Origin of the sequence: Vibrio sp. MarTm2 (genome assembly GCF_027587055.1) — a bacterium.
Taxonomy (GTDB): Bacteria; Pseudomonadota; Gammaproteobacteria; order Enterobacterales; family Vibrionaceae; genus Vibrio; species Vibrio sinaloensis_D.
This window is the reverse complement of record NZ_JAPPTK010000015.1, coordinates 40,831-62,385: the sequence shown is the minus strand read 5'-3', so window position 1 is coordinate 62,385 and position 21,555 is coordinate 40,831. Positions and strand designations below refer to the sequence as shown.

Sequence of the window (21,555 nt, the reverse complement as noted above, 5' to 3'; positions counted from 1 at the left end):
ATAATGAAAAATAGAACTAAGAAACAGTCTGGCTTTACCTTACTGGAAGTCATGGTTGTTGTTGTTATCTTAGGCATTCTGGCGAGCTTTGTTGTGCCTAACTTGCTGGGCAACAAAGAGAAAGCCGATCAGCAAAAAGCGATCACTGATATCGTGGCATTGGAAAATGCGCTAGACATGTACAAGCTTGATAACAGCGTGTACCCGAACACGGACCAAGGGTTGGATGCACTTGTTACCAAACCATCTAGCCCAGAGCCACGCAACTATCGCGATGGTGGTTATATCAAGCGTCTGCCGACAGACCCTTGGGGTAACGACTACCAATACCTAAGCCCGGGCGACAAAGGGTCAGTGGACATCTTCACGCTAGGTGCTGATGGTCAAGAAGGTGGTGAAGGTGCCAATGCCGATATTGGTAACTGGAACATTCAAGACTTCCAGTAACCGCTAATCTTTGCAAAGGGGGCAGGCAGCTGCTCCCGATTCTTATGCTCAGCCGTAAAGGGTTTACCCTCATTGAGATCTTATTAGTACTTGTGCTGCTTTCAGTTGCATCGGTTGCTGTCATCTCAACATTACCGCAGAAAAGCTCAGACGAAGCGAAAAGTCAGGCGCTCTCTCTCTATCATCGCTTACAACTCCTCAACGAGGAGGCGATTTTGAGTGGCCGAGATTACGGTGTGCGCTTTGACGAAAAACGCTCGAGTTACCTTTTAATGGCACTTGAGAGCGAAGGTTGGAAAAAACTCGACGATGAACAGATTCCGGAACAAGCACAACTACCAGATTCACTGGCGATGCTCCTGGAGTTAGGTGGAAATAGTTGGAAAGACGAAGATCGACTTTTCAAGCCAGGTAGTCTGTTTGATGAGGAGATGTTTGCCGATGTTGAAGAAGAGAAAAAGCTTAAGCCGCCGCAAGTATTTATTATGTCTAGCGGAGAGGTGACCCCATTTTCTATTGCCATTTATCCTCAAGAGCGAAGTGTCGAAAAGGATGCATGGCGCGTAGTGGCAAAAGAAAATGGTCAAATCATTGTTCTAGCCCCGGGAGAGAGCGATGAAGAAGATCAATAAAGGTTTCACCTTATTAGAGGTGTTGGTTGCACTGGCGATTTTCGCCACTGCTGCCATCGCTACGATTCGTTCAGTGAGTCAGCACATTAATACGCTCAGCTACCTAGAGGAAAAGACGTTTGCTTCAATGGTGGTGGACAATCAAATGGCGAAAGTGATCTTGTCGGGCCGCAAACCCACCAAGAAACAAGGAAGCGAAGAGTTGGCCGGTCGAGAGTGGTTCTGGACAATCGAGCCTGTTTCGACAACTGGTGATTTACTGCAGGCTTTTGACGTCAGTGTGTCAGACAAAAAAGGTGGCGCCTCCATCGTGACGGTAAGAAGCTATGTCGCCAAATAAGCGTTCCCAGCGCCGCCAGCAAGGCTTCACCCTTATTGAGGTTTTAGTTGCGATAGCTATTTTCGCCAGCTTGAGTGTCGGTGCGTATCAAGTGCTAAACCAAGTTCAGCGTAGTAATGAGCTCTCTTTGGAGCGCAGTGAGCGGCTAAAAACCTTGCAGCGCGCCTTGGTCTTTATGAACAATGACTTTCGCCAAATGGCTCTCAGACAAACACGCACCCAAGGTGAGGTGCCGTCGTCACAGCTTGTTCATTGGCAAGATTATCTGCTCGACTCAGACTCCAAAGGGGTGATGTTTGCTCGTAGTGGCTGGCATAACCCACAGCAGCAGTTTCCTCGCGGTGAGGTAACCAAGGTAGGTTATCGAATCAAAGATGAACAACTTGAGCGTGTGTGGTGGCGATACCCTGACACACCAGCAGGGCAAGCGCCTGTGGTGATGCCACTGATTGATAAGGTCGAGAGTTTTGATTTGCGCTTTTTTGATGGTCAAAACTGGCAACAAACGTGGGAAAAGAAAAACGCTCTGCCTCAAGCAATCACAGTCATTTTGGAGCTTAAGGATTACGGGCGCATTGAGCGAATTTATCTCACCAATGGTGGAGAGTTGACGCTGACCGGAGGTACTGATGAGTCGAGTTAAGCCTCAGCGCGGTGTTGCTTTGATCGTGGTATTACTCCTTCTGGCGGTTATGGTCAGTATTGCCGCGAGTATGGCCGATCGCCTATTTGGTCAGTTTAAGCGAGCCACCAATCAAATTAATTACCAGCAAGCCTACTGGTACAGCATTGGCGTCGAAGCCTTGGCTAAGGTCGGTATTGAGCAGAGCTACAAAGATGCGGACACCATTAACCTGTCACAGCCTTGGGCGCTTGAAGAGCAGACTTACCCACTTGATTACGGCACCCTAAAAGGCCGATTGGTGGATCAGCAGGCTTGTTTTAATCTCAACGCCTTAGTGGATGCGAAGCAAGATGCTGGCTCAGATAAAGTGCCGTATCTTGTCGAGAGCCTACAGAACCTGATGGAACAGTTAGACGTTGAGAATTACCAGGCAGAAGCGGTTGCCCAGTCCGTATGGGAATTTGTTGACCGAAATACCACGGTTAACTCCGTTTCTGGCGTGGAAGACAGCTACTACGAGTCAATGACGCCTGCCTACTTAGCGGCTAACGGCTTACTGGCAGACAGTTCTGAACTGCGCGCAATCCACCAAGTCTCTGGCGAGGTGATGAATACCTTAGCGCCTTACGTTTGCGCCATACCCACGACGGAGTTTCGATTGAACGTCAATACCGTTCGCCCAGAGCAAGCAGAACTCCTGAGTGCGTTATTCCAGCCCCACATCAGTGTCGACCAAGCCAAGCAGGTATTGGAAGACCGACCGTTTGACGGCTGGGCAAGCGTCGAAGACTTTTTGAATGAAGGTGCGTTTGCAAGTATCAAACAAGAAACATTGAAACCCATCAAAGGTTACCTATCGGTTGATAGTAAATATTTTGAAATGGATGCAGAAATACTAGTAGGGGATTCGCGAGTGCGGATTCGTAGCCTGCTATTTAGTGATAATCGAGAAACTGCCACGGTAATTAGCCGTCGCTTTGGAGGTATCGGTGAGCGAGTTTCTGATCGTTCGACTGAGCAATAATACCAACGCCGCCATTCAATGGTTGGTTTGGTCTGAGCAGCAAAAGGAAGTGATCGCGAGCGGAGAGCTGGCGAGTTGGGAGCATCTCTCTGATCTGACCGATTATGCTGACAACCGTCGCACCATAGTGCTGCTATCGACGGCGAGCATTGTTTTGACTGAGGTTGAAATTCCCGCGGGTGGCAGCCGCCAATTTGAAGCCATGCTGCCATTTATTGTTGAAGATGAATTGGCTCAAGATGTAGAGCAGCTTCACTTTACCATTTTGGGGAAACTGGCTGGCCACGCTCAAGTGTGTGCGGTTGAAAAAAGTTGGTTGAAACAGATTCTTCATGGGTTGGCTGAGGCAGGCTGCCAAGTCCAAAAGGTGATGCCTGACGTGCTGGCGCTACCAACGCAAGAGGGCATCAACGCGGTTGAGTTAGATGACATGTGGCTACTGAAAAAAGGGCCGCATCAAGGCCTTGCTATTCACTCAGAGTGGCTAGGCATGGTGGCGCAATCGGACTGGGTTAAACAGCAAGATGACTACTTGCCTTTAACCGCGTACTCAACGTTGCCTGAGCTTACCTTAGCTGACGGGCAAGAGTGGCACAATGGTGAGCCAACGCTCGTGATGCAGATGCTGGCGCAAGAAGCGGTTGGCAGCAAAATTACGTTGCTGACAGGTGAGTTTAAGGCAAAATCGTCGCTAGTCCGTTATTGGAAGGTGTGGCAAAAGGTGGCGGTCGCGGCTGTGGTTCTTATGGCGGTGGTGATGGTCGACAACCTGCTGCAGATTCAACGCTATGAAGCGCAAGCTGCCGCTTATCGCGCCGAGAGTGAACGCATTTTTCGCCAGTCTTTACCGGGGAAAAACAAGATTCCAACGGTGAGTTATCTCAAACGAGAAATGGATCGCGAAGCCAAGCGATTGTCTGGCGGGAGTGTCGATGAATCCATCTTAACTTGGATGACGGGTTTCCCGGCATTACTAAAACAAGTCCCTGGTTTGACGTTAACGAGCTTTAAGTTTGATGGTGCTCGTAAAGAAGTTCGAATTCAAGCACAAAGCAAAGACTTCCAAACGTTTGAAAAAGCGCGCGAGTTATTTGCTGGTAAATATCAGGTGGAGCAAGGTCAGTTGAATCGTTCAGGTACATTGGTGAACGGCTCTTACGTACTGAAGCCATTATAAGGAGCGCACATGAACGCATTATTAGCCCCGCTCCAAACTTGGTGGAGCAAAATAACCCCACGCGAGCAGCGTTTAGTGATGATCTGCTCGGCGTTTATCGCATTGGGTAGCCTTTATTGGGGCGTGATTCAGCCCGTGTCTGAACGCGCAGAGGCTGTGCAAATGCGTATCCAAAGTGAAAAGCAGTTGCTGTCTTGGGTAAAAGATAAAGCAGATGAGATCAGCCAGTTGCGCAGCCAAACGGGTAAAGTCGTTTCTGGTCAGCCTCTCAACCAAGCCGTTTCTTCGTCCGCTCGTCGCTACAAGGTGGAACTGGTTCGAGTCCAGCCTCGTGGTGAACAGTTGCAAGTGTGGATTGCGCCGATGCCTTTTAACCAGTTTGTTGAATGGATTACGGCCTTGCAGGAAGATCACGGTATTTTGGTCAGCTTCCTTGATATCGACAAAGGCGATCGCGAAGGGATGGTTGAAGTGAAGCGTTTACAGTTGACCAAGGGGTAATGTGTGAAAAAAGTAATCTTACTCACTTTGTTGCTGGTTGTGATTTTTGTTACCAGTGCGGTTGTACACCTTCCAGCGCAGTTGGTTGTGAAGTACGCGCCACTCCCGGGCGCTTTGCAGTTAAGTGGCGTTGAAGGAACGCTATGGAATGGCCGCGCGCAGAGCGTGAGCTGGCAACGAGATAACTTTGGTCAAGTTCAGTGGCAGTTCCAACCAAGCAAGTTATTCTCAGGGAAAGCGGAAGCACAAATCCGTTTTGGTCGTGGCAGCGATATGCAGCTGACGGGTAGAGGTGTTGTTGGTTACCGTTTGTCGGGCGCCTATGCAGAGAACCTCATTGCCTCTTTGCCTGTTGAGCAGGTGCTGGCATTCGCACCTCGTTTGCCGATTCCGCTCGAGTTAACTGGGCAAGTTGAGCTTAGTGTGAAACACCTGACTTACGCAGCGCCGTATTGCCAAACAGCAGAAGGCAGTGTGGTGTGGAACACGGACACAATTGGCACGCCAGTGGAAGATCTGCAAGTCGGCCCGATTGTGGCGAATTTCACCTGCAGTGATAGCACCATTACCATCAAAGGGGACCAACGCAGTTCTCAAGTTGAAAGTGCCGCCGAAGTGGTTGTTCAACCAAATCAAAATTACCAAAGCACCGCTTGGTTTAAGCCGGGAGAAGAGTTCCCAGCGGCGTTTCGTGAGCAGTTAAGTTGGTTACCTACGCCCGACGGGCAGGGGCGATATCGCTTCAACTATAATGGACGCTTAAGATTCTAAATCTCATCAACAACAAAGGCCGCTTGAACAGCGGCCTTTTCTTATGTCCACGAAAAGCGTATCAGGTCAGAACATGACATAAGCACCTGAGAGCCTATTTCATAACAGGAAAGCTGATTTGTACCTTTAACCCACCGCCGCTGCGGTTGTTTACAATGACGGAGCCGTTGTGCTGGCTAACGATGCGCTTCACTATCGCTAAACCTAAGCCTGTACCTTCACTTCCGCGTGCCGTGTCGCCTCGAGTAAAGGGTTCAAAGAGCTTGCCGATTTGGCTTTGTTCAATACCGGGTCCGTTATCTTCTACGCAGACCCAAACCAGTTTGTTGTCTGCGGTAATACCTGTGCTCACCTTGACCCATCCGTTGCCATAACGCAGAGCGTTCACCACCAAGTTGCTCACCGCGCGCTTAATAGCAATCGGGCTCCCTAGGGTTTCTTTCATCGGCTGGTAGAGCTGCGTTTCTATTTGCACTTCATAACCGCCTTCCGATGAGGCGACATCATCTGCAATGTCGTTCAAATCGACCTCAATAAACGATTGTTTGTTTACAGGTTTGAGGTAGTCCATAAATTGACTGATGATTTCATTACATTCTTCGGTATCGCCAATGATGCCCTCGGCCAGATAACTGTCTTCTGGCGACATCATTTCTGTTGCAAGGCGAATGCGAGTTAGCGGCGTTCGAAGGTCATGGCTGATCCCCGCCATCAGCAGTGCGCGATCTTCTTCGAGCGCTTGAATGCCTTTCGACATTTGGTTAAAGGCTCGAGTCACCGAACGAATTTCTGATGCGCCTTTTTCAGGAATCGGAGGGGGTATTTCTCCTCGGCCGACGCCTTTCGCTGCCCGTTCAAGCGCGATAAGAGGGCGATTTTGCAATCGGATAAACAGCCAGCCTCCGGCAATGATCAGCAATGCCATAATTAAGCTATTGCGAAACAGCGGCGTAAAGTCTTCCTCTTGCAGTTCTGATAAAGGAATGCGCAGCAAGGAGCCGGGAAGAGAGTCTATTTTCATCCACAAAACGTAGCTTTCCGAGCCCAGCATCATGCGCACATCGGTAGGAGAACCAAGTTCGTTGCTCATCTCTTCGCTCATCAGGTCGATGCTTACCGCGTGATAGAACTCATCGGCAATTGGGCTATCCTCGGCGTGGATGGTTACGCCTAGTAGTTCTAGTACTCGACGACGCAGTGGGGCATCCAGCGCCAGTTCATCCTCAAGATTGGCAGGGTCATCAAGCATTAAGTTGATTTCGTGGCTGAGGATTTTATTGAACTGCTGCAAGCTCGGCATGAGGGCGTAGTTAAACACCGCATAGTAGGAATAAATTTGGCTAGCGATCAGCAGTGTAAGGAAAATGACGATAGATTGAGTAAATGAGCTGCGAATACGCATATCAACAACCTTGCTAGTAGGAAAACAAAAAGTGCGAGACAATGTCTCGCACTTTAGCAGAATTCAAATTAAGCTTCTTTGCCATCGGGGACAAAAACGTAACCTAGCCCCCAAACGGTTTGAATATAACGCGGTTTGCTTGGGTCGACCTCAAGCATACGACGTAGGCGCGAGATCTGGACGTCGATGGAGCGCTCCATTGCCGAGTATTCTCGGCCGCGCGCCATGTTCATCAGTTTATCTCGAGACATTGGCTCACGTGCATTGGTGACCAGTGCTTTGAGTACTGCAAACTCACCGGAAGTCAGTGGCATCGCTTCTTCACCGCGGAACATTTCACGTGTCCCTAGGTTTAAGCGGAAATCTCCAAACTCGACCACCGACTCTTCACTACTAGGTGCACCCGGCAGTTCTGTCGTTTGGCGACGCAAAACCGCTTTAATGCGCGCCAGCAACTCGCGAGGGTTAAATGGTTTTGGCAGATAATCATCCGCGCCTACTTCTAGACCGACGATACGATCCACTTCGTCCCCTTTGGCTGTAAGCATCAGGATTGGCAGCATGTTATTTGCATTGCGCAGGCGGCGACAAATCGATAAGCCATCTTCACCCGGCAGCATCAAATCGAGCACCATCAGGTGAAAGTTTTCACGGGTCAGTAGTCGGTCCATCTGCTCGCTATTGGCAACGCTGCGTACCTGGAATCCCTGCTCAGACAAGTAACGCTCTAGCAGTGCACGCAGGCGTGCATCGTCATCAACGACTAAAATCTTGTAATTTTCTTGCATGTAGTGATTCCACCTATCAAATACGCTTAGCGCTCAGGACCGGGCTCAGTTGCCCTTTTTTAACCGTCAAAATGTAACACTGTTCTGACTAAAGTGGCGCAAAGAATTGTTAACGTTTATTTCCTTTTTAGCTAATGTATACGTCATATTCAATTCAATATCGTCAGAAACATGAAAACAAACCTAATTACGCGTGAAGGCTTTGATCGACTTAAGAAAGAACTCGATTTTCTGTGGAAAGAAGAACGCCCAGAGGTGACGAAGAAAGTGACGTGGGCGGCCAGCCTAGGCGATCGCAGTGAGAATGCTGATTACCAATACAACAAGAAGCGTCTGCGCGAAATCGACCGTCGTGTTCGATATTTACGTAAGCGTCTGGAACAAGTCAAAGTGGTGGATTATTCGCCGCAGCAAGAAGGTAAAGTCTTCTTTGGCGCGTGGGTGGAGATTGAAAACGAAGATGGCGATGTGAAGTCGTTTCGAATCGTTGGCCCTGATGAAATCTATGGCGATGCGAAAGGCTATATTTCTATCGACTCGCCAATGGCGCGTGCGTTGCTTAAAAAAGAAGTAGACGACGAGTTTAGCGTTAAAACGCCAGACGGCTTCAAAGATTGGTTTGTCAATCGTATCGACTACAAGGCGTCACTTTAGATTTTGCCTGCCTGCCCCCATATAGACCCGAAACATAAAGAAAGAGATTCAACGGATGAGCCAAGCTATCTGTCATATGATTGCTCAAGAACTGAATGTTCGTACTGAGCAAGTTACTGCTGCTGTTAACTTGATTGATGATGGCAACACAGTCCCATTTATTGCGCGTTACCGTAAAGAGGTGACGGGCGGGTTGGATGATACCCAACTGCGTAATCTTGATAGCCGTTTATCTTACCTGCGTGAACTGGATGACCGTCGTCAGACGATTCTCAAGTCGATTCAAGAGCAGGGTAAATTGAGTGCGGAACTTGAAGCGGAAATCAATCAAGCGGACAGCAAAACTCGCCTTGAAGATTTATACCTGCCTTACAAGCCTAAACGCCGTACAAAAGGCCAAATCGCGATTGAAGCGGGTCTAGAGCCTTTGGCAGACAAGCTATGGAATGAGCCGCAAACCGACCCAGATAGTGAAGCTGAGCGTTACATCTGTGCTGACAAAGGCGTGGCAGACGCCAAAGCGGCGCTTGACGGTGCCCGCGCGATCATCATGGAGCGCATTGCAGAAGACGCCAACCTGCTAGAAAAGATTCGTCACCACCTTAACCGCAATGCCGAGCTGGTGGCTCGTGTGGTTGAAGGCAAGGAGCGTGAAGGCGAGAAGTTTAAAGACTATTTTGAGCACAACGAAGCCTTGAGCAAAGTCCCTTCGCACCGCGCTTTAGCTATGCTACGCGGCCGTAACGAAGGCTTCCTTACTTTGTCGATGAATGCGGATCCTGAGCAAGAAGAGGGCGTTCGCCAATCGTACTGCGAAACCATCATCGCGGATCATTACGGCATTTCATTGAGCAGTGCGCCGGCGGATGGCTGGCGTAAACAGGTCATTAGTTGGGCGTGGCGCATCAAGGTTTCAATGCATATGGAAACCGAGTTGATGGGCGCCATGAAAGAACGTGCTGAAATTGAAGCGATCGAAGTGTTTGCTACCAACTTAAAAGACTTGTTGATGGCTGCGCCTGCTGGCCCGCGTGCTACTCTGGGTCTTGACCCTGGTTTGCGCACTGGGTCGAAGATTGCGGTGGTGGACTCGACAGGTAAAGTTCTTGCCACTGAAACCATCTACCCACATCCACCGCAAAATCAGTATGACAAATCTGCCCAAGTTGTCGCTGCTATGGTTAAGCAATTTAATGTTGATCTGATTGCGATTGGTAATGGTACCGCTTCGCGTGAAACAGACAGCTTTGTGGCTGATCTCATTAAGCGCAATAATCTCAAAGTGCAGAAGATCATGGTCAGCGAAGCGGGGGCATCGGTTTACTCTGCGTCTGAGCTTGCTGCGAAAGAGTTCCCGAATCTAGACGTGTCATTGCGCGGCGCAGTATCGATTGCTCGTCGTCTCCAAGATCCTCTAGCAGAGCTGGTTAAAATTGACCCGAAATCAATCGGTGTCGGCCAATACCAACATGATGTCAGCCAATCAATGTTGGCAAAACGTCTTGATGCGGTGGTTGAAGATTGTGTAAACGCGGTGGGTGTGGATGTAAATACCGCCTCTCCTGCTTTGCTGACACGCGTAGCGGGGCTCTCCAGCACTATCGCGCAAAACATCGTGGATTACCGCGATGAACATGGCCGTTTTGAAGCACGCACCACATTGAAGAAAGTCGCTCGTCTTGGGCCTAAAGCGTTTGAGCAGTGTGCGGGCTTTTTACGAATTATGGATGGTAAGAATCCGCTTGATGCCTCTTCGGTTCACCCAGAAGCGTACCCTGTGGTGAAAGCGATCGCAGAGAAAAACAGTAAAGATGTGAAATCTCTGATTGGCGATACTCAATTCTTACGCGGTTTGCATGCGGTTGATTACACAGACGACAGCTTCGGTCTACCAACGGTAACGGACATCATCAAAGAGCTCGACAAGCCAGGTCGAGATCCGCGTCCTGAGTTTAAAACTGCGACCTTTGCTGAAGGGGTGAACTCTGTGTCCGATTTGGAGCCGGGCATGGTGCTGGAAGGGGTGGTGTCCAATGTGGCGAATTTCGGTGCATTTGTGGATATCGGCGTTCATCAAGATGGCTTAGTGCATATTTCGGCACTGACCGACAAGTACGTTGCTGACCCTCGTGAAGTGGTCAAAGCGGGCGATATTGTCAAAGTGAAAGTGATGGAAGTGGACGTGCAGCGTAAGCGCATTGGTCTTTCGATGCGTTTAACGGATGAGCCGGGGCAAGACAATCGAGCGCAACGTTCATCGGCGCCTCGTGGTCAGCAGCGCCAAACGCACAACAAGTCTGGCGGTCAACGTCGCCGTGATGAGTCAAGTGGCAACAGCGCAATGGGTGGCGCGTTTGCAGCGGCCTTTGCTAAGGCGAAGCGTTAATCCTTGAGCTAAGATTGAAAAACAAATCCCCGTCCTTTTCAGGAGCGGGGATTTTTTTCGGTATTTCCTAACTGATGTAGGTACTACAACACCGCTATGACATCAGAAGGCGTATTGGGAGCAACGGCGTGACCATAGTGAAATTTAATCACGGTTCGTCGTTTTTCCATTTTGCCCTCTGTTATCGCCGCATCGATGATGCGTTTGGGTAACCGAAAGCGCATTGCGTAGCCTTTGCCTTGAGTTTCACTGTAGCTATTCAGGGCAAGCAGTTGAAAGATTCGCTCGAGTGTATCTTGCGGGGCTTCCTGAATCGCAACACCCACCTCATCTTGCTCTCCCGCATCGTAGTCTGGATGCTCCGCAGGATCCCAAGAAGATTGTTTGCGCCGCTTATCGTCTGCTTTGACTTGTCGCTCTGCATTACTCTTAGCCAATGCAATCGTCGCTGGGACAGGTTCGCGCACTTTATTGTCGCGTGCTGTCTGCTCCGTTTGAACATTCACCGATGGGGCGATTAGCGGCACACTTACGTTAGTAGGTGATACGAGCATCGCTTTACCTCCTCACGCCCAGCCCGTACTGATAACGCGTCGTGGCGCTATTTTCTTGGCTTGCTTATTTATCGACCAACGGAGTCAAAAATTTAGCGTATCGAGTGTAATAAATTGTTATTTCTCGGCGATGAAGCGACTAACTTGCTGACAAAACTCATTAAGTTCTGTCATGAAGGGGGCGTGAGATGACGCGCCAAACATATAACTCTCACTCAGAGGCATGATTTTATCGACATCGCTCGCCACTTTAGCAGGTACCAGGCCATCCAATCGTCCGTACAGACGTAAGGTCGGGATTTCGATACTAGAGAGCAGATCGCGATAATCGATGTCTGCCAGCAAGTTTAAGCCCGCGAGCAATGACTTAGGGTTGGGCGTTGGCCGTGATAATACCGCTTTTTTTAGGGCTTTCACGTCTTGACGTGCCGAGGGGCTCCCCATCGCTTGAAGTGCCATAAACCGCTCAATCGTCAGTTGAAAATCTTCGACCAATTGCTCTGTGAATGCTGACAATACGTTGGGTTGAATGCCTCGCCACGGACGTTCTGCGGCAAATTTTGGAGAGCTAGCAACGGTAATCAGCTTGGTAACTCGCTCTGGGTGATGCGCGGTGATGTGTGTTGCGAGCAAGCCACCCAGTGACCAGCCCAACCAAACGGCTTGCTGTGGGGCGTCGGCAAGGACCAGTTCAGCCATCTGCTCAATGGAATCAAAATGGTGCTGGTGCTGGTGGCTGTGGCCAAAACCAGGCAGGTCGACGACATGGACGCGATAGCACTGGCTGAGCTCTTCCACGGCCTGATGCCAAACTGCGCCGTTCATCCCCCAACCGTGGAGTAACACCAAATCTTGGCCTTCGCCAGAACTTTGCCAATGCAGAGACGTTGTTGTGCTCTCAGTCTGTACCACTTTTCTCATCCTTTTGCTGTGCTCAATCGGGCCACAATAGCACGACGTATTGCCGACAAATCGTGCAGAAAGGCTATGTTATCGCATTGGAGAAAGAAGTACATAACAGACCTGTTGCCTGTGCAATGTGAGGTGTGTGGCCTCAGGGTTGTCGGTGAGCAAAAGCTCTCTTGGTTGTGTGAGCATTGTTTGGCGTACTTTGCGCCTCAACCTCGGTGTCAGCGGTGCGGGTTGCCAACGGTGTCTGACGTTCTTGAGTGTGGTCGCTGTTTAACATCACCGCCACTTTGGTCAAAACTGTACTGTGTGGGTGATTATCAAGCGCCCTTGTCTCGCTATGTTCATCAACTAAAATACGAACGTCAGTTTTGGGTGGCGGAAAAACTAGCAGAGCTGTTCGTTCCAACAGTGAGTGATCCTGCACCTCTTATCACGTCGGTGCCCTTGCATTGGCGGCGTCACGCTTATCGTGGTTTCAATCAAAGTGAGTTATTGGCGATGGCCATTGCTCGTCAACTGAAGGTGATGCATTCCCCTCTCTTTAAGCGAATCCGCGCGACATCCCCTCAGAAGGGGAAAAATCGTCAGCAGCGCATGGCGAACTTGCATCAAGTTTTTACACTCAAAGGTGGGGTTGCAGCAAAACGTGTTGCGATTGTTGATGATGTTCTCACCACAGGCAGTACGGTGCATCATTTATGCAAATTACTGCTTGATGCGGGCGTCGAAAGCGTTGATATTTACACGATATGCCGTACTCCTGAACCAGCAGATAAGAACGACTAGACGAGTTTTCGTCGTCAAGGGCTAGATCTTGGCAAAATCAGGAGTAGAATGGTGACCAAATATCCTACAAATTTACTCAGGTATTCGTCGTGTCAAATCCTATTACAATTACAGAAAATGCACAGTCGCATTTTGCTAATCTTCTGAGCCAACAGCCAGAAGGTACTAACATTCGTGTATTCGTTGTGAACCCAGGAACTCAAAACGCAGAGTGTGGCGTTTCTTACTGCCCGCCGGAAGCGGTTGAGTCAACGGATACTGAGCTGGCATACGAGCACTTTTCTGCGTTCGTTGATGAACTTAGCCTTCCGTTTCTTGAAGACGCTGAAATCGACTTTGTGACAGACAAAATGGGCTCTCAGCTGACGTTGAAAGCACCGAATGCCAAGATGCGTAAAGTGTCTGACGACGCACCTTTGGTAGAGCGCGTTGAGTATGTGATTCAAACTCAAGTGAACCCTCAGCTTGCCGGTCACGGTGGCCACGTTAACTTGGTGGAAATCACTGAAGAAGGCATTGCAATCGTCGCGTTTGGTGGTGGTTGTAACGGCTGTTCAATGGTTGATGTGACACTAAAAGAAGGCATCGAAAAAGAGCTACTTCAACAGTTTGAAGGTGAGCTAACGGCTGTCCGTGATGCAACAGAGCACGATCGTGGTGAGCACTCTTACTACTAATCTCGTGTGGCGCATGAGCGTTCATGTTTAACCATATGCAATACAAAGGGTTGACGGAAAAGTCAGCCCTTTTTTTTGATTTCAAACGAGAGCAATTTCTCATATATTAATAGCTTCATCTTATGCTAAGGAGCGCGTTCATGGCGAAACGGAACCCACCAGAAATTCTGGCTAAACAAGCCGTTGCACAATCACGATTGTTTACCATTGAGGCGATGGATTTGCGTTTTAGTAACGGTGAAGAACGCACTTATGAACGTATGAAGCCCAGTGGTCGCAATGCCGTCATGATGGTACCTGTGACAGAGCAGGGTGATTTACTCTTGGTGCGAGAGTATGCTGCGGGAACCGAGCGCTACGAGCTGGGGTTCCCTAAAGGTCTTATTGACCCAGGAGAAACGCCGTTTGACGCGGCCGATCGAGAACTTAAAGAAGAGATCGGTTTTGGCGCACGTAAGCTGACGCCACTGAAAGATGTGGTCTTAGCACCGTCTTATTTCTCCAGCAAAATGACCCTGTTTATTGCAGAGGATCTATACTCAGAACAGTTAGAGGGTGATGAGCCAGAGCCGCTAGAGATCATTCGTTGGCCTCTTGCACAAGCCGAAGATCTCCTCACTCATCTCGATTTTTGCGAAGCGCGCAGTATTACCGCGTTGCTACTCGCTCTGCGTACCTTAAAACCATAAATAAAGCAGAGTGATAAGGATGGATTATGCCAATGACAGAAGACCTTTCCCATCATTTGCCTGCAGTGATTGAAGTCGCCCGTTCAGCCGGGCAGCTTATTCTCGATATCTATGAGAAAAAAGAGTATCAAGAGTACACCAAAAGTGATGAGACCCCCGTTACCAGTGCTGACATTGCGGCACACAAACTGATTGTTGAGAAGCTGTCAGAACTGACGCCTGATATTCCTGTGTTATCGGAAGAGGCGGCGGATATTAGTTTGGAGCAGCGCTCACAATGGAATCGCTATTGGTTGGTGGACCCGCTGGATGGCACTCAAGAGTTCATTGCACGCAGTGGGGATTTTGCGACCATTATTGCCTTAGTGGAAGATAACAAGCCTGTGATGGGTGTGGTGTACGGCCCCGTTTCTGGGGTCACGTATTATGCCTATCAAGGAAAAGGGGCTTGGAAAATCCCTGACATGAGTGAGAGCGTGAGCATCAATACGCATCAGCATGATGGACAGGCGAACCCTATTGCCATTGCGATTAGCCGTCGTCAGGACATTAATCGCATTACAAACCGTATGAGCAGTGCGTGGAATTACGATCTGGTACCTTTGGGCTCGGCGGCGCTAAAAGCGTGTTTAGTTGCGGAAGGAGCGGTGGATTGTTACCTTCGTTTGGGCCCCACTGGGGAGTGGGACACCGCGGCGACGCAGTGCATTGTGGAAGAAGCCGGAGGTCGAATCCTCAGTACACAACTTGCGCCACTCTCCTACAACGAGCGTGAGTCACTGGAAAACCCAAACTTTATCGTATTGGGTGATGAAACCTTACCTTGGGACGAGATTCTTAAGGTCAAAGATTAGCGGCTAGCGCGAAATCAAAAGGAGACACTTGTTAAGAGTGGCTCCTTTTTTTGTTTCTTCGTATCTGGAATTGTTTTCTTGCTACGCTTTGGAGTACACGTCCCTATCACCTAACCAGCGGTCAATAATCGCTGCAGCGTTGTCGGGGTAATGGTCGTGTATATGGCGAGCGATACGTTGCACTTCCGGAATTAAACGCTGATCGCGCACTAGGTCTGCAATCTTAAAATCCGCCATGCCCGTTTGTTTGGTGCCTAATAACTCACCTGGGCCTCGAATTTCTAGATCACGCTGCGCAATCACAAAGCCATCGTTGCTCTCACGCAGCACGGCTAGGCGCTTTTGCGCGGTTTTCGATAGGGGGGAATGGTAGAGCAGCACACAATGGCTGGCAACGCTGCCTCGACCTACACGACCACGCAGCTGGTGCAACTGCGCCAAACCCAAGCGCTCGGGGTTTTCGATGATCATTAAGCTAGAGTTAGGTACATCAACGCCAACTTCAATAACCGTTGTGGCAACCAGCAGGTGCAGTTTGTTGTCTTTGAAATCCTGCATCACAGCTTGTTTCTCTGCCGGCTTCATGCGGCCGTGGACCAAGCCAATCTTCACGTCTGGCAATTTACGTTGTAGCTCCTCGGCGGTATCAGCGGCAGCTTGAGCTTCTAACACCTCAGATTCATCAATTAATGTACACACCCAATACGCTTGCTTACCCTCGTTGAGGCAGGCATTTCTGACTCGCTCAACAATATCGTCTCGTTTTGTATCGGGAATGGCGACGGTTTGAATTGGCGTCCTACCCGGTGGGAGCTCGTCAATGACCGATGTCTCGAGATCTGCATAAGCGGTCATCGCCAAGGTGCGCGGGATCGGTGTCGCTGTCATGATCAACTGGTGTGGGTAGGTCCCTTGTTTTTCGCCTTTTTCACGCAGTTCAAGGCGTTGATGAACGCCAAATCGGTGTTGTTCATCAATGATGACTAACGCGAGATGATCAAAAGCAACATGTTCTTGAAAGAGCGCGTGAGTACCGACCACCATTTGCGCTTCGCCGCTGGCAATGCGAGCTAACTCGGCCTCTTTGGCTTTGCCTTTTAGTTTGCCCGCCAACCAGCCAACCTTGATGCCCATGGGTTCAAACCAGTTAGCAAAGTTGATTGCGTGTTGCTCAGCGAGAAGCTCAGTTGGCGCCATAAGGGCGACTTGATAGCCGTGCTCAAGAGCGCGCACCGCAGCTAAAGCAGCGACTAAGGTTTTCCCTGAGCCAACATCGCCTTGCACCAAGCGCATCATCGGGTGGGGCTTAGCCAAATCTTGTTCTATCTCGCCCACGACCCGCGCTTGAGCATTGGTTGGCGTGAACGGCAATTGCTTGAGCAGTTGCTGTTTGAGTTTATGTGACTCACCCAGAGGTAGCGCTGCGTCTTGCTGGCCCTTACTGCGAACCGACAGCATCGAGAGATTTTGTGCCAGTAACTCTTCCATGATCAGGCGCATTTGCGCTGGATTCTTCCCTTCATCAAATTGGTCTAAATCCATGTTGGGCGGTGGGCGATGAATGGTATGTAGCGCCTGCCCGAGTGTGATTTGGTGATCGTATAACCCTGCTGGAAGTAGCTCTTGCACGGCTGATTTATCCAGTAGTGCCAAAGCTTGCTCTGTCAGATTACGCAGAGTGATCTGGCGTAATCCTTCTGTGGTTGGGTAGACCGGCGTCAGTGTTTCCTCAACGTCGGTTTTCTGATTTGGAGCGTAAAATTTGTAGTCTGGATGGACAATCTCTAAACCATAGCCACCGCGTTTGACTTCTCCATAAGCATGAACAGTTTTGCCTTCTGCAAAATTGTTCTTCATTGCAGCGGTAAAGTTGAAAAAGCGCAGCGTAATCGTACCGTTGCCATCGCTCAGTTTAACTGTCAGCATTTTTCGCTTACCAAACAGCGTATCGACGGCCATTACTTTGCCTTGGACCGCCGCCCATAGGCCCGCATGCAGTTTGGCGATTGGGTAGATTCGAGTCCGGTCTTCGTAGCGCAGTGGAAGATGGAAAAGCAAGTCTTGGACGGAGTGAAGCCCAACTTTTGCCAGTTTCTCAGCCACTTTTGCTCCCACACCGGTGAGAGAAGTTAATGGAATCGCAGATAGCAGTTGGGACATAGCAAGGCTCGGTAAGTCATTCAATCTAATCTAGATAGTTAACCACCGAGCTGTGTTTTTGTACAGGGATTTTTGGCTGGTTACTTCTTCTGCATCTCAGCCCACCAAGACTCATCGGCGACGATTTGGCCTTGGTCATCGAGCGGTGGGTAGGCAAGGCCTTTGCGTTTGGCGACTTTCGCCAGAACAGGGTGGCCGCGCTCAAATAGGGTTCGATGGATGACTTCTTCAGGAATAGCGCTGACTTCGTTGTCGTACATACCTGCGGCTTCACGTTGGCGCTGCGCTTCATACAGGATCACCGCGCTCGCCACAGAGACGTTGAGTGACTGAACCATGCCAATCATAGGGATGATGATATCTTGGTCGGCCAGTTGTTTCGCTTGCTCGGATGCGCCCGTCTTTTCGCTGCCTAAAATGATGGCGGTTGGTTTGGTGAAGTCAATCTCGCGAAAATCGACGGCGGTTTCAGACAAGTTGGTCACAAGGACTTGCATGCCTTGTGATTTCAGCTCATTGATGGCGTCCTCGATAGAGTCATGGGTTTCAACATCGACCCAATTGCGCGCGCCTGCTGAAGTATGGCTTAGTGTGCGCATTTCATTTGGCCAGACCGCATGGACTTTATGAACCCCCGTCGCGTCAGCGGTGCGAATAACGGCAGAAACATTGTTTGGCTTGTGCACTTCTTCCAAGCAGAGTGTGAGGTCTGCTTGGCGAGCTTTAAGGACTTCTTGGATTCGGTTGTAGCGTTCTAAATTCATAACAATAACTTACTTACAAAAATGTCCCTGAAACCAGTGGCTTCAAGGACATTTAGATTCAACGAGTGAGTTGATTAATTCTTACGACGGCGAACCTTGAGCGTCTGCGGCATAGCTTTAATTTTGCGCATGATGCCAGCAAGGTGAACACGATCTTTAGTAGTCAGCAGTACCGTCACGGTGTAGAGTCGGCCGTCTCGCTCTTCGGTCGACAAACCATGAATGTTGGACCCTGTCTTGGAGATAACATTGGTTAGCTCTGCCAGTGCACCTTGACGATTTTGCACATCGACTCTTAATTCAGTAATGAACTCTTGGTCGTATTCGGCAGACCATTCTACCGCCATGTACTTGTCAGGCTCTTTTTGGTAGCCACGCACGTTAGGACATGTTTCACGGTGAACCACTAAGCCGCGACCTGGAGACACATGGGCAATGATGTGGTCATCTGGGATTGGGTGACAACAGTTAGCGAAAGTGAGGAGTAAACCTTCTGCTCCACGGATCGGCAGTTTTTTCTTCGAGTTGTCATCGGGCCCTGCGACCTCGGTGAGCTCATCTGCATCACCCAACAGGCGGCGCGCAATGACAATACTCATCAGCTCGCCTAAGCCAATATCGGCCAGCAAATCATCAATCGATGCGACTTTCAGATCGCTGAGGACGTGAGCGATGTTCTCTTCGCTAATGTCTGAAAGCGACAATTCACCCAGTGCATGGTTGAGCAGACGACGACCCAGTGTGATGGACTCTTCGCGGCGCATGGTTTTCAGCACTTGACGAATTTTGGTACGAGCACGAGATGTCACGACATAGTTGAGCCATGCTGCGTTCGGACGAGCGCCCGGCGCGCTAATGATCTCGATGGTCTGACCGTTTTTCAGTGCTTTGCTCAATGGGTAAGGGTTACGGTCAACACGCGCGCCCACACAAGTGTTACCCACATCGGTATGCACGGCGTAAGCAAAATCAACCGCAGTTGCACCGACAGGCAGTTCTACAATTCGACCTTTTGGCGTGAAGACGTAAATCTCATCAGGGAAGAGATCAGATTTTACATTTTCGATGAACTCAAAGGAGTTGCCTGCACTTTGTTGAAGCTCGAGTAGGCTCTGCATCCAACGCTGCGCTTTAACCTGAGCCGTTGTACCAGAGCGATCGCCGTTGCCTTTGTATGACCAGTGCGCAGCGACACCTTTGTCCGCCATTTGGTCCATGTCTTCAGTACGGATTTGTACTTCAACAGGCACGCCATGAGGGCCAACCATTGAGGTGTGCAGTGATTGGTAGCCATTAGCCTTAGGCACGGCAATGTAATCTTTCATGCGACCTGGACGCGGCTTGTACAAACTGTGTACTTGACCTAACACTCGGTAACAGGTGTCTGCGCTTTCTACGACGACACGAAACGCGTAAATATCCATAATGGTATGGAAGCGTTGCTCTTTGGTCTTCATCTTGTTGTAGATGGAGAACAAGTTCTTTTCGCGACCAAACACGCGAGCCTTGAGACCAACTTCTTCTAGTCGACCTTCAATCTCAGTGTGAATGCGCTGAATCATCTCTTTTCGGTTACCACGAGCCGCCTTAACCACCTCTTTGAGGACGCGATAGCGATTAGGGTAGAGGGCTTCAAAGCCAAGCTCTTCTAGCTCAGTTTTGATGTTGTGGATACCGAGGCGGTGAGCCAAAGGAGAGTAAATTTCGAGAGTTTCGCGGGCGATTCGACGCTTTTTGTCTGGACGAAGTGCACCTAACGTACGCATGTTGTGTGTACGGTCTGCAAGCTTAATGAGGATAACGCGGATGTCTTGCACCATGGCAAGGACCATCTTGCGAAAGTTCTCGGCTTGAGCCTCTTTGCGATCACGAAATTTAAGCTTATCCAGCTTAGATACACCATCCACTAGTTCAGCAACGGTATTGCCAAATTGCGCTTCCAACTCTTCTTTGGTGACTTCGGTGTCTTCAATCACATCGTGGAGAAGTGCCGCTTGGAGAGTCTCAATATCAAGGCGCATTTCAGCCAAAATACGAGCAACAGCAACGGGGTGGATAATGTACGGTTCACCGCTAGAGCGGGTTTGCCCTTCATGGGCGTCTTTCGCTACCACATAAGATTGACGCAGAGCCTCAATTTGAGGCTCTGTTAGGTATTCTTGGGCAACGTCTTTGAGGCTATCGAATAGATACAAACTTTAGGCCCGAAAAGATAGTTGTAGTGAAGAGAGTCAGATTAGCGGTTGTGAGCGATGCTGCTTACTGCTGCTAATTCTGCTGCTTCTTGCTCTTGCTGTTCCTGACGCTCACGAGCATCTAGGATCTCTTTAGTGATAAGGCTTTCTTCGATTTCGCGTAGGGCGATAACCGTTGGCTTATCGTTCTCTTCTGGCACTAGTGAATCTTTACCGCCAGTTTGCATTTGACGAGCGCGGCGAGCCGCAATGAGAACTAGGTCGAAACGGTTGCCAACTTTTTCAACAGCGTCTTGAACAGTTACGCGTGCCATGAGGACTCCAAATAGTTAACTAAAATTTTGTATGACGAGAAATTATACAGGCTGACAGTTCCTAGTGTCTAGACTTATGTATCTAGCCAAGTTAGGAAAGATCATCAAAAGATCCTCAGATCGTTTGTCGATTCAGCCTGCAAAAATAGAAATTACTCTGCTAACAGAGCGTCAAGCATGCCTTTATATTTAGCAGCTTGCTTGTCTTGCTTCAATCTTTCTGCACGGATGATGGCTTTGAAGTCCATAAGGGCATTGTCAAAATCATCATTAACGATCACGTAGTCGTACTCGTTGTAGTGTGAAATTTCTGACTTGGCTTCAGCCATGCGTTTGGCAATGACGGCTTCGCTATCTTGGCCTCGAGCATTCAAACGACGCTCAAGTTCACCATTTGATGGTGGCAAAATAAATAGGCTTTTCGCTTGTGGCATTTGCTCACGGATTTGGCGTGCGCCTTGCCAGTCGATGTCTAGGAATACGTCGATGCCTTTATCTAGGTTCTCTTCAATCCAAATACGTGATGTACCGTAGTAGTTACCGAATACTTCGGCATACTCAAGGAAGGCGCCTTGCTCAATCAGCTCTTCAAAGTGTTCTTTCTGCACGAAATGGTAATGAACACCATCTTGCTCCCCAGGGCGCATGCCGCGAGTCGTATGCGATACAGACACCTTCATTGCGTAAGTAGGGTTGGTTTCTAGCATTGCTGAAATCAAGCTCGATTTTCCCGCGCCGCTTGGTGCAGATACGATATAAAGAGTGCCTTTGCCCATAGGTACAATTCCACGTTTGGTTTGATGTTATCGATGAGAAAGTATCGACGTATTTTAAAGATAGCACTGACCGTACTTGATCGCCGAGATGGTGAAAATTAGGTCAGAAAAATGGAGGCGAAGAGTA

The 21,555-nt window shown here is 49.4% G+C and carries 23 protein-coding genes; 14 read left to right on the top strand and 9 right to left on the bottom strand.

Translation table 11 applies throughout. The features are described from left to right. The first annotated feature begins 3 nt into the window (after nucleotides 1-3). Genes gspG through OH458_RS19915 form a run of 8 tightly spaced genes read left to right on the top strand, consistent with a single transcriptional unit; the run spans nucleotide 4 to nucleotide 5,517 of the window. Entirely contained in the window at nucleotides 4-447 is a 444-nt protein-coding gene (gene gspG, locus OH458_RS19950) for a type II secretion system major pseudopilin GspG (protein ID WP_038140834.1), read from the top strand. A gap of 44 nt (nucleotides 448-491) precedes the next feature. Continuing rightward, nucleotides 492-1,079 carry a type II secretion system minor pseudopilin GspH gene (gene gspH / locus OH458_RS19945; RefSeq protein WP_038213288.1) on the top strand — a complete coding sequence of 196 codons (588 nt, stop codon included), beginning with the start codon at nucleotides 492-494 and terminating at the stop codon, nucleotides 1,077-1,079. Continuing rightward, entirely contained in the window at nucleotides 1,063-1,419 is a 357-nt protein-coding gene (gene gspI, locus OH458_RS19940; RefSeq protein WP_038213286.1) for a type II secretion system minor pseudopilin GspI, read from the top strand. The genes gspH and gspI overlap by 17 nt, the downstream gene beginning before the upstream one ends. Then, entirely contained in the window at nucleotides 1,406-2,062 is a 657-nt protein-coding gene (gene gspJ / locus OH458_RS19935) for a type II secretion system minor pseudopilin GspJ (protein ID WP_269979576.1), read from the top strand. The genes gspI and gspJ overlap by 14 nt, the downstream gene beginning before the upstream one ends. Then, nucleotides 2,049-3,068 (top strand): type II secretion system minor pseudopilin GspK, encoded by a 1,020-nt coding sequence (gene gspK / locus OH458_RS19930; protein ID WP_039627354.1) that lies wholly within the window; start codon nucleotides 2,049-2,051, stop codon nucleotides 3,066-3,068. The genes gspJ and gspK overlap by 14 nt, the downstream gene beginning before the upstream one ends. Beyond that, complete coding sequence (gspL, locus tag OH458_RS19925; protein ID WP_269979575.1) at nucleotides 3,034-4,245, top strand: type II secretion system protein GspL; 1,212 nt, start codon at nucleotides 3,034-3,036, stop codon at nucleotides 4,243-4,245. The genes gspK and gspL overlap by 35 nt, the downstream gene beginning before the upstream one ends. Nucleotides 4,246-4,254: 9 nt before the next feature. Next, a complete protein-coding gene (locus tag OH458_RS19920; RefSeq protein WP_269979574.1) occupies nucleotides 4,255-4,746 on the top strand; it encodes a type II secretion system protein M in 492 nt (163 codons plus the stop codon). 3 nt (nucleotides 4,747-4,749) lie between these two features. Further along, nucleotides 4,750-5,517: a type II secretion system protein N gene (locus tag OH458_RS19915; RefSeq protein ID WP_269979573.1), complete on the top strand. Its 768-nt coding sequence runs from the start codon at nucleotides 4,750-4,752 to the stop codon at nucleotides 5,515-5,517. A 94-nt stretch (nucleotides 5,518-5,611) separates the two neighbouring features. On the opposite strand, the gene envZ is transcribed toward OH458_RS19915, so the two are convergent. After that, on the bottom strand, nucleotides 5,612-6,919 hold the full coding sequence (gene envZ / locus OH458_RS19910) for a two-component system sensor histidine kinase EnvZ (RefSeq protein ID WP_269979572.1): 1,308 nt from the start codon (nucleotides 6,917-6,919) through the stop codon (nucleotides 5,612-5,614). A 68-nt stretch (nucleotides 6,920-6,987) separates the two neighbouring features. Next, nucleotides 6,988-7,707: an osmolarity response regulator transcription factor OmpR gene (gene ompR, locus OH458_RS19905; RefSeq protein ID WP_005472616.1), complete on the bottom strand. Its 720-nt coding sequence runs from the start codon at nucleotides 7,705-7,707 to the stop codon at nucleotides 6,988-6,990. Nucleotides 7,708-7,878: 171 nt separating this feature from the next. Between ompR and greB the strand changes: the two genes are divergently transcribed. After that, nucleotides 7,879-8,361, top strand: coding sequence for a transcription elongation factor GreB (gene greB / locus OH458_RS19900; protein ID WP_005472596.1), 483 nt, complete (start codon nucleotides 7,879-7,881; stop codon nucleotides 8,359-8,361). A gap of 55 nt (nucleotides 8,362-8,416) precedes the next feature. After that, complete coding sequence (locus tag OH458_RS19895) at nucleotides 8,417-10,747, top strand: Tex family protein (RefSeq protein ID WP_269979571.1); 2,331 nt, start codon at nucleotides 8,417-8,419, stop codon at nucleotides 10,745-10,747. A gap of 83 nt (nucleotides 10,748-10,830) precedes the next feature. On the opposite strand, the gene OH458_RS19890 is transcribed toward OH458_RS19895, so the two are convergent. Both OH458_RS19890 and bioH read right to left on the bottom strand, forming a co-directional pair. After that, nucleotides 10,831-11,301: an ATP-dependent Lon protease gene (locus tag OH458_RS19890; protein ID WP_269979570.1), complete on the bottom strand. Its 471-nt coding sequence runs from the start codon at nucleotides 11,299-11,301 to the stop codon at nucleotides 10,831-10,833. Nucleotides 11,302-11,418: 117 nt separating this feature from the next. After that, nucleotides 11,419-12,222: a pimeloyl-ACP methyl ester esterase BioH gene (gene bioH / locus OH458_RS19885; protein WP_269979569.1), complete on the bottom strand. Its 804-nt coding sequence runs from the start codon at nucleotides 12,220-12,222 to the stop codon at nucleotides 11,419-11,421. Nucleotides 12,223-12,288: 66 nt separating this feature from the next. Here bioH and OH458_RS19880 point away from each other — a divergent pair, with 66 nt between their 5' ends. The 4 genes from OH458_RS19880 to cysQ all read left to right on the top strand — a co-directional run bounded on the left by OH458_RS19880 (nucleotide 12,289) and on the right by cysQ (nucleotide 15,219). After that, nucleotides 12,289-12,999 (top strand): ComF family protein, encoded by a 711-nt coding sequence (locus OH458_RS19880; RefSeq protein WP_269979568.1) that lies wholly within the window; start codon nucleotides 12,289-12,291, stop codon nucleotides 12,997-12,999. 89 nt (nucleotides 13,000-13,088) lie between these two features. Beyond that, on the top strand, nucleotides 13,089-13,676 hold the full coding sequence (nfuA, locus tag OH458_RS19875) for a Fe-S biogenesis protein NfuA (protein ID WP_005472515.1): 588 nt from the start codon (nucleotides 13,089-13,091) through the stop codon (nucleotides 13,674-13,676). A gap of 140 nt (nucleotides 13,677-13,816) precedes the next feature. Continuing rightward, nucleotides 13,817-14,365: an ADP compounds hydrolase NudE gene (nudE, locus tag OH458_RS19870; RefSeq protein WP_269979567.1), complete on the top strand. Its 549-nt coding sequence runs from the start codon at nucleotides 13,817-13,819 to the stop codon at nucleotides 14,363-14,365. 26 nt (nucleotides 14,366-14,391) lie between these two features. Then, entirely contained in the window at nucleotides 14,392-15,219 is an 828-nt protein-coding gene (cysQ, locus tag OH458_RS19865; protein ID WP_269979566.1) for a 3'(2'),5'-bisphosphate nucleotidase CysQ, read from the top strand. Between the two features lie 81 nt (nucleotides 15,220-15,300). Here cysQ and recG read toward each other — a convergent pair whose 3' ends face one another. The 5 genes from recG to gmk all read right to left on the bottom strand — a co-directional run bounded on the left by recG (nucleotide 15,301) and on the right by gmk (nucleotide 21,428). Beyond that, nucleotides 15,301-17,379 (bottom strand): ATP-dependent DNA helicase RecG, encoded by a 2,079-nt coding sequence (gene recG, locus OH458_RS19860; protein ID WP_269979565.1) that lies wholly within the window; start codon nucleotides 17,377-17,379, stop codon nucleotides 15,301-15,303. Nucleotides 17,380-17,459: 80 nt separating this feature from the next. Next, nucleotides 17,460-18,143, bottom strand: coding sequence for a tRNA (guanosine(18)-2'-O)-methyltransferase TrmH (trmH, locus tag OH458_RS19855; RefSeq protein ID WP_269979564.1), 684 nt, complete (start codon nucleotides 18,141-18,143; stop codon nucleotides 17,460-17,462). Nucleotides 18,144-18,217: 74 nt separating this feature from the next. Continuing rightward, complete coding sequence (gene spoT / locus OH458_RS19850; protein WP_039484130.1) at nucleotides 18,218-20,338, bottom strand: bifunctional GTP diphosphokinase/guanosine-3',5'-bis pyrophosphate 3'-pyrophosphohydrolase; 2,121 nt, start codon at nucleotides 20,336-20,338, stop codon at nucleotides 18,218-18,220. Between the two features lie 41 nt (nucleotides 20,339-20,379). Continuing rightward, nucleotides 20,380-20,652 (bottom strand): DNA-directed RNA polymerase subunit omega, encoded by a 273-nt coding sequence (gene rpoZ / locus OH458_RS19845; RefSeq protein WP_005472463.1) that lies wholly within the window; start codon nucleotides 20,650-20,652, stop codon nucleotides 20,380-20,382. Nucleotides 20,653-20,804: 152 nt separating this feature from the next. Beyond that, nucleotides 20,805-21,428 (bottom strand): guanylate kinase, encoded by a 624-nt coding sequence (gene gmk, locus OH458_RS19840; protein WP_005472456.1) that lies wholly within the window; start codon nucleotides 21,426-21,428, stop codon nucleotides 20,805-20,807. Between the last annotated feature and the right edge of the window lie 127 nt (nucleotides 21,429-21,555).

Bases quoted from the DNA above. Each gene is read 5' to 3' on its own strand.
- gspG (WP_038140834.1), top strand. From the start codon at position 4: ATGAAAAATAGAACTAAGAAACAGTCTGGCTTTACCTTACTGGAAGTC.
- gspH (WP_038213288.1), top strand. From the start codon at position 492: ATGCTCAGCCGTAAAGGGTTTACCCTCATTGAGATCTTATTAGTACTT.
- gspI (WP_038213286.1), top strand. From the start codon at position 1,063: ATGAAGAAGATCAATAAAGGTTTCACCTTATTAGAGGTGTTGGTTGCA.
- gspJ (WP_269979576.1), top strand. From the start codon at position 1,406: ATGTCGCCAAATAAGCGTTCCCAGCGCCGCCAGCAAGGCTTCACCCTT.
- gspK (WP_039627354.1), top strand. From the start codon at position 2,049: ATGAGTCGAGTTAAGCCTCAGCGCGGTGTTGCTTTGATCGTGGTATTA.
- OH458_RS19920 (WP_269979574.1), top strand. From the start codon at position 4,255: ATGAACGCATTATTAGCCCCGCTCCAAACTTGGTGGAGCAAAATAACC.
- envZ (WP_269979572.1), bottom strand. From the start codon at position 6,919: ATGCGTATTCGCAGCTCATTTACTCAATCTATCGTCATTTTCCTTACA.
- ompR (WP_005472616.1), bottom strand. From the start codon at position 7,707: ATGCAAGAAAATTACAAGATTTTAGTCGTTGATGACGATGCACGCCTG.
- greB (WP_005472596.1), top strand. From the start codon at position 7,879: ATGAAAACAAACCTAATTACGCGTGAAGGCTTTGATCGACTTAAGAAA.
- OH458_RS19895 (WP_269979571.1), top strand. From the start codon at position 8,417: ATGAGCCAAGCTATCTGTCATATGATTGCTCAAGAACTGAATGTTCGT.
- OH458_RS19890 (WP_269979570.1), bottom strand. From the start codon at position 11,301: ATGCTCGTATCACCTACTAACGTAAGTGTGCCGCTAATCGCCCCATCG.
- bioH (WP_269979569.1), bottom strand. From the start codon at position 12,222: ATGAGAAAAGTGGTACAGACTGAGAGCACAACAACGTCTCTGCATTGG.
- OH458_RS19880 (WP_269979568.1), top strand. From the start codon at position 12,289: ATGTTATCGCATTGGAGAAAGAAGTACATAACAGACCTGTTGCCTGTG.
- nudE (WP_269979567.1), top strand. From the start codon at position 13,817: ATGGCGAAACGGAACCCACCAGAAATTCTGGCTAAACAAGCCGTTGCA.
- cysQ (WP_269979566.1), top strand. From the start codon at position 14,392: ATGCCAATGACAGAAGACCTTTCCCATCATTTGCCTGCAGTGATTGAA.
- recG (WP_269979565.1), bottom strand. From the start codon at position 17,379: ATGTCCCAACTGCTATCTGCGATTCCATTAACTTCTCTCACCGGTGTG.
- trmH (WP_269979564.1), bottom strand. From the start codon at position 18,143: ATGAATTTAGAACGCTACAACCGAATCCAAGAAGTCCTTAAAGCTCGC.
- rpoZ (WP_005472463.1), bottom strand. From the start codon at position 20,652: ATGGCACGCGTAACTGTTCAAGACGCTGTTGAAAAAGTTGGCAACCGT.
- gmk (WP_005472456.1), bottom strand. From the start codon at position 21,428: ATGGGCAAAGGCACTCTTTATATCGTATCTGCACCAAGCGGCGCGGGA.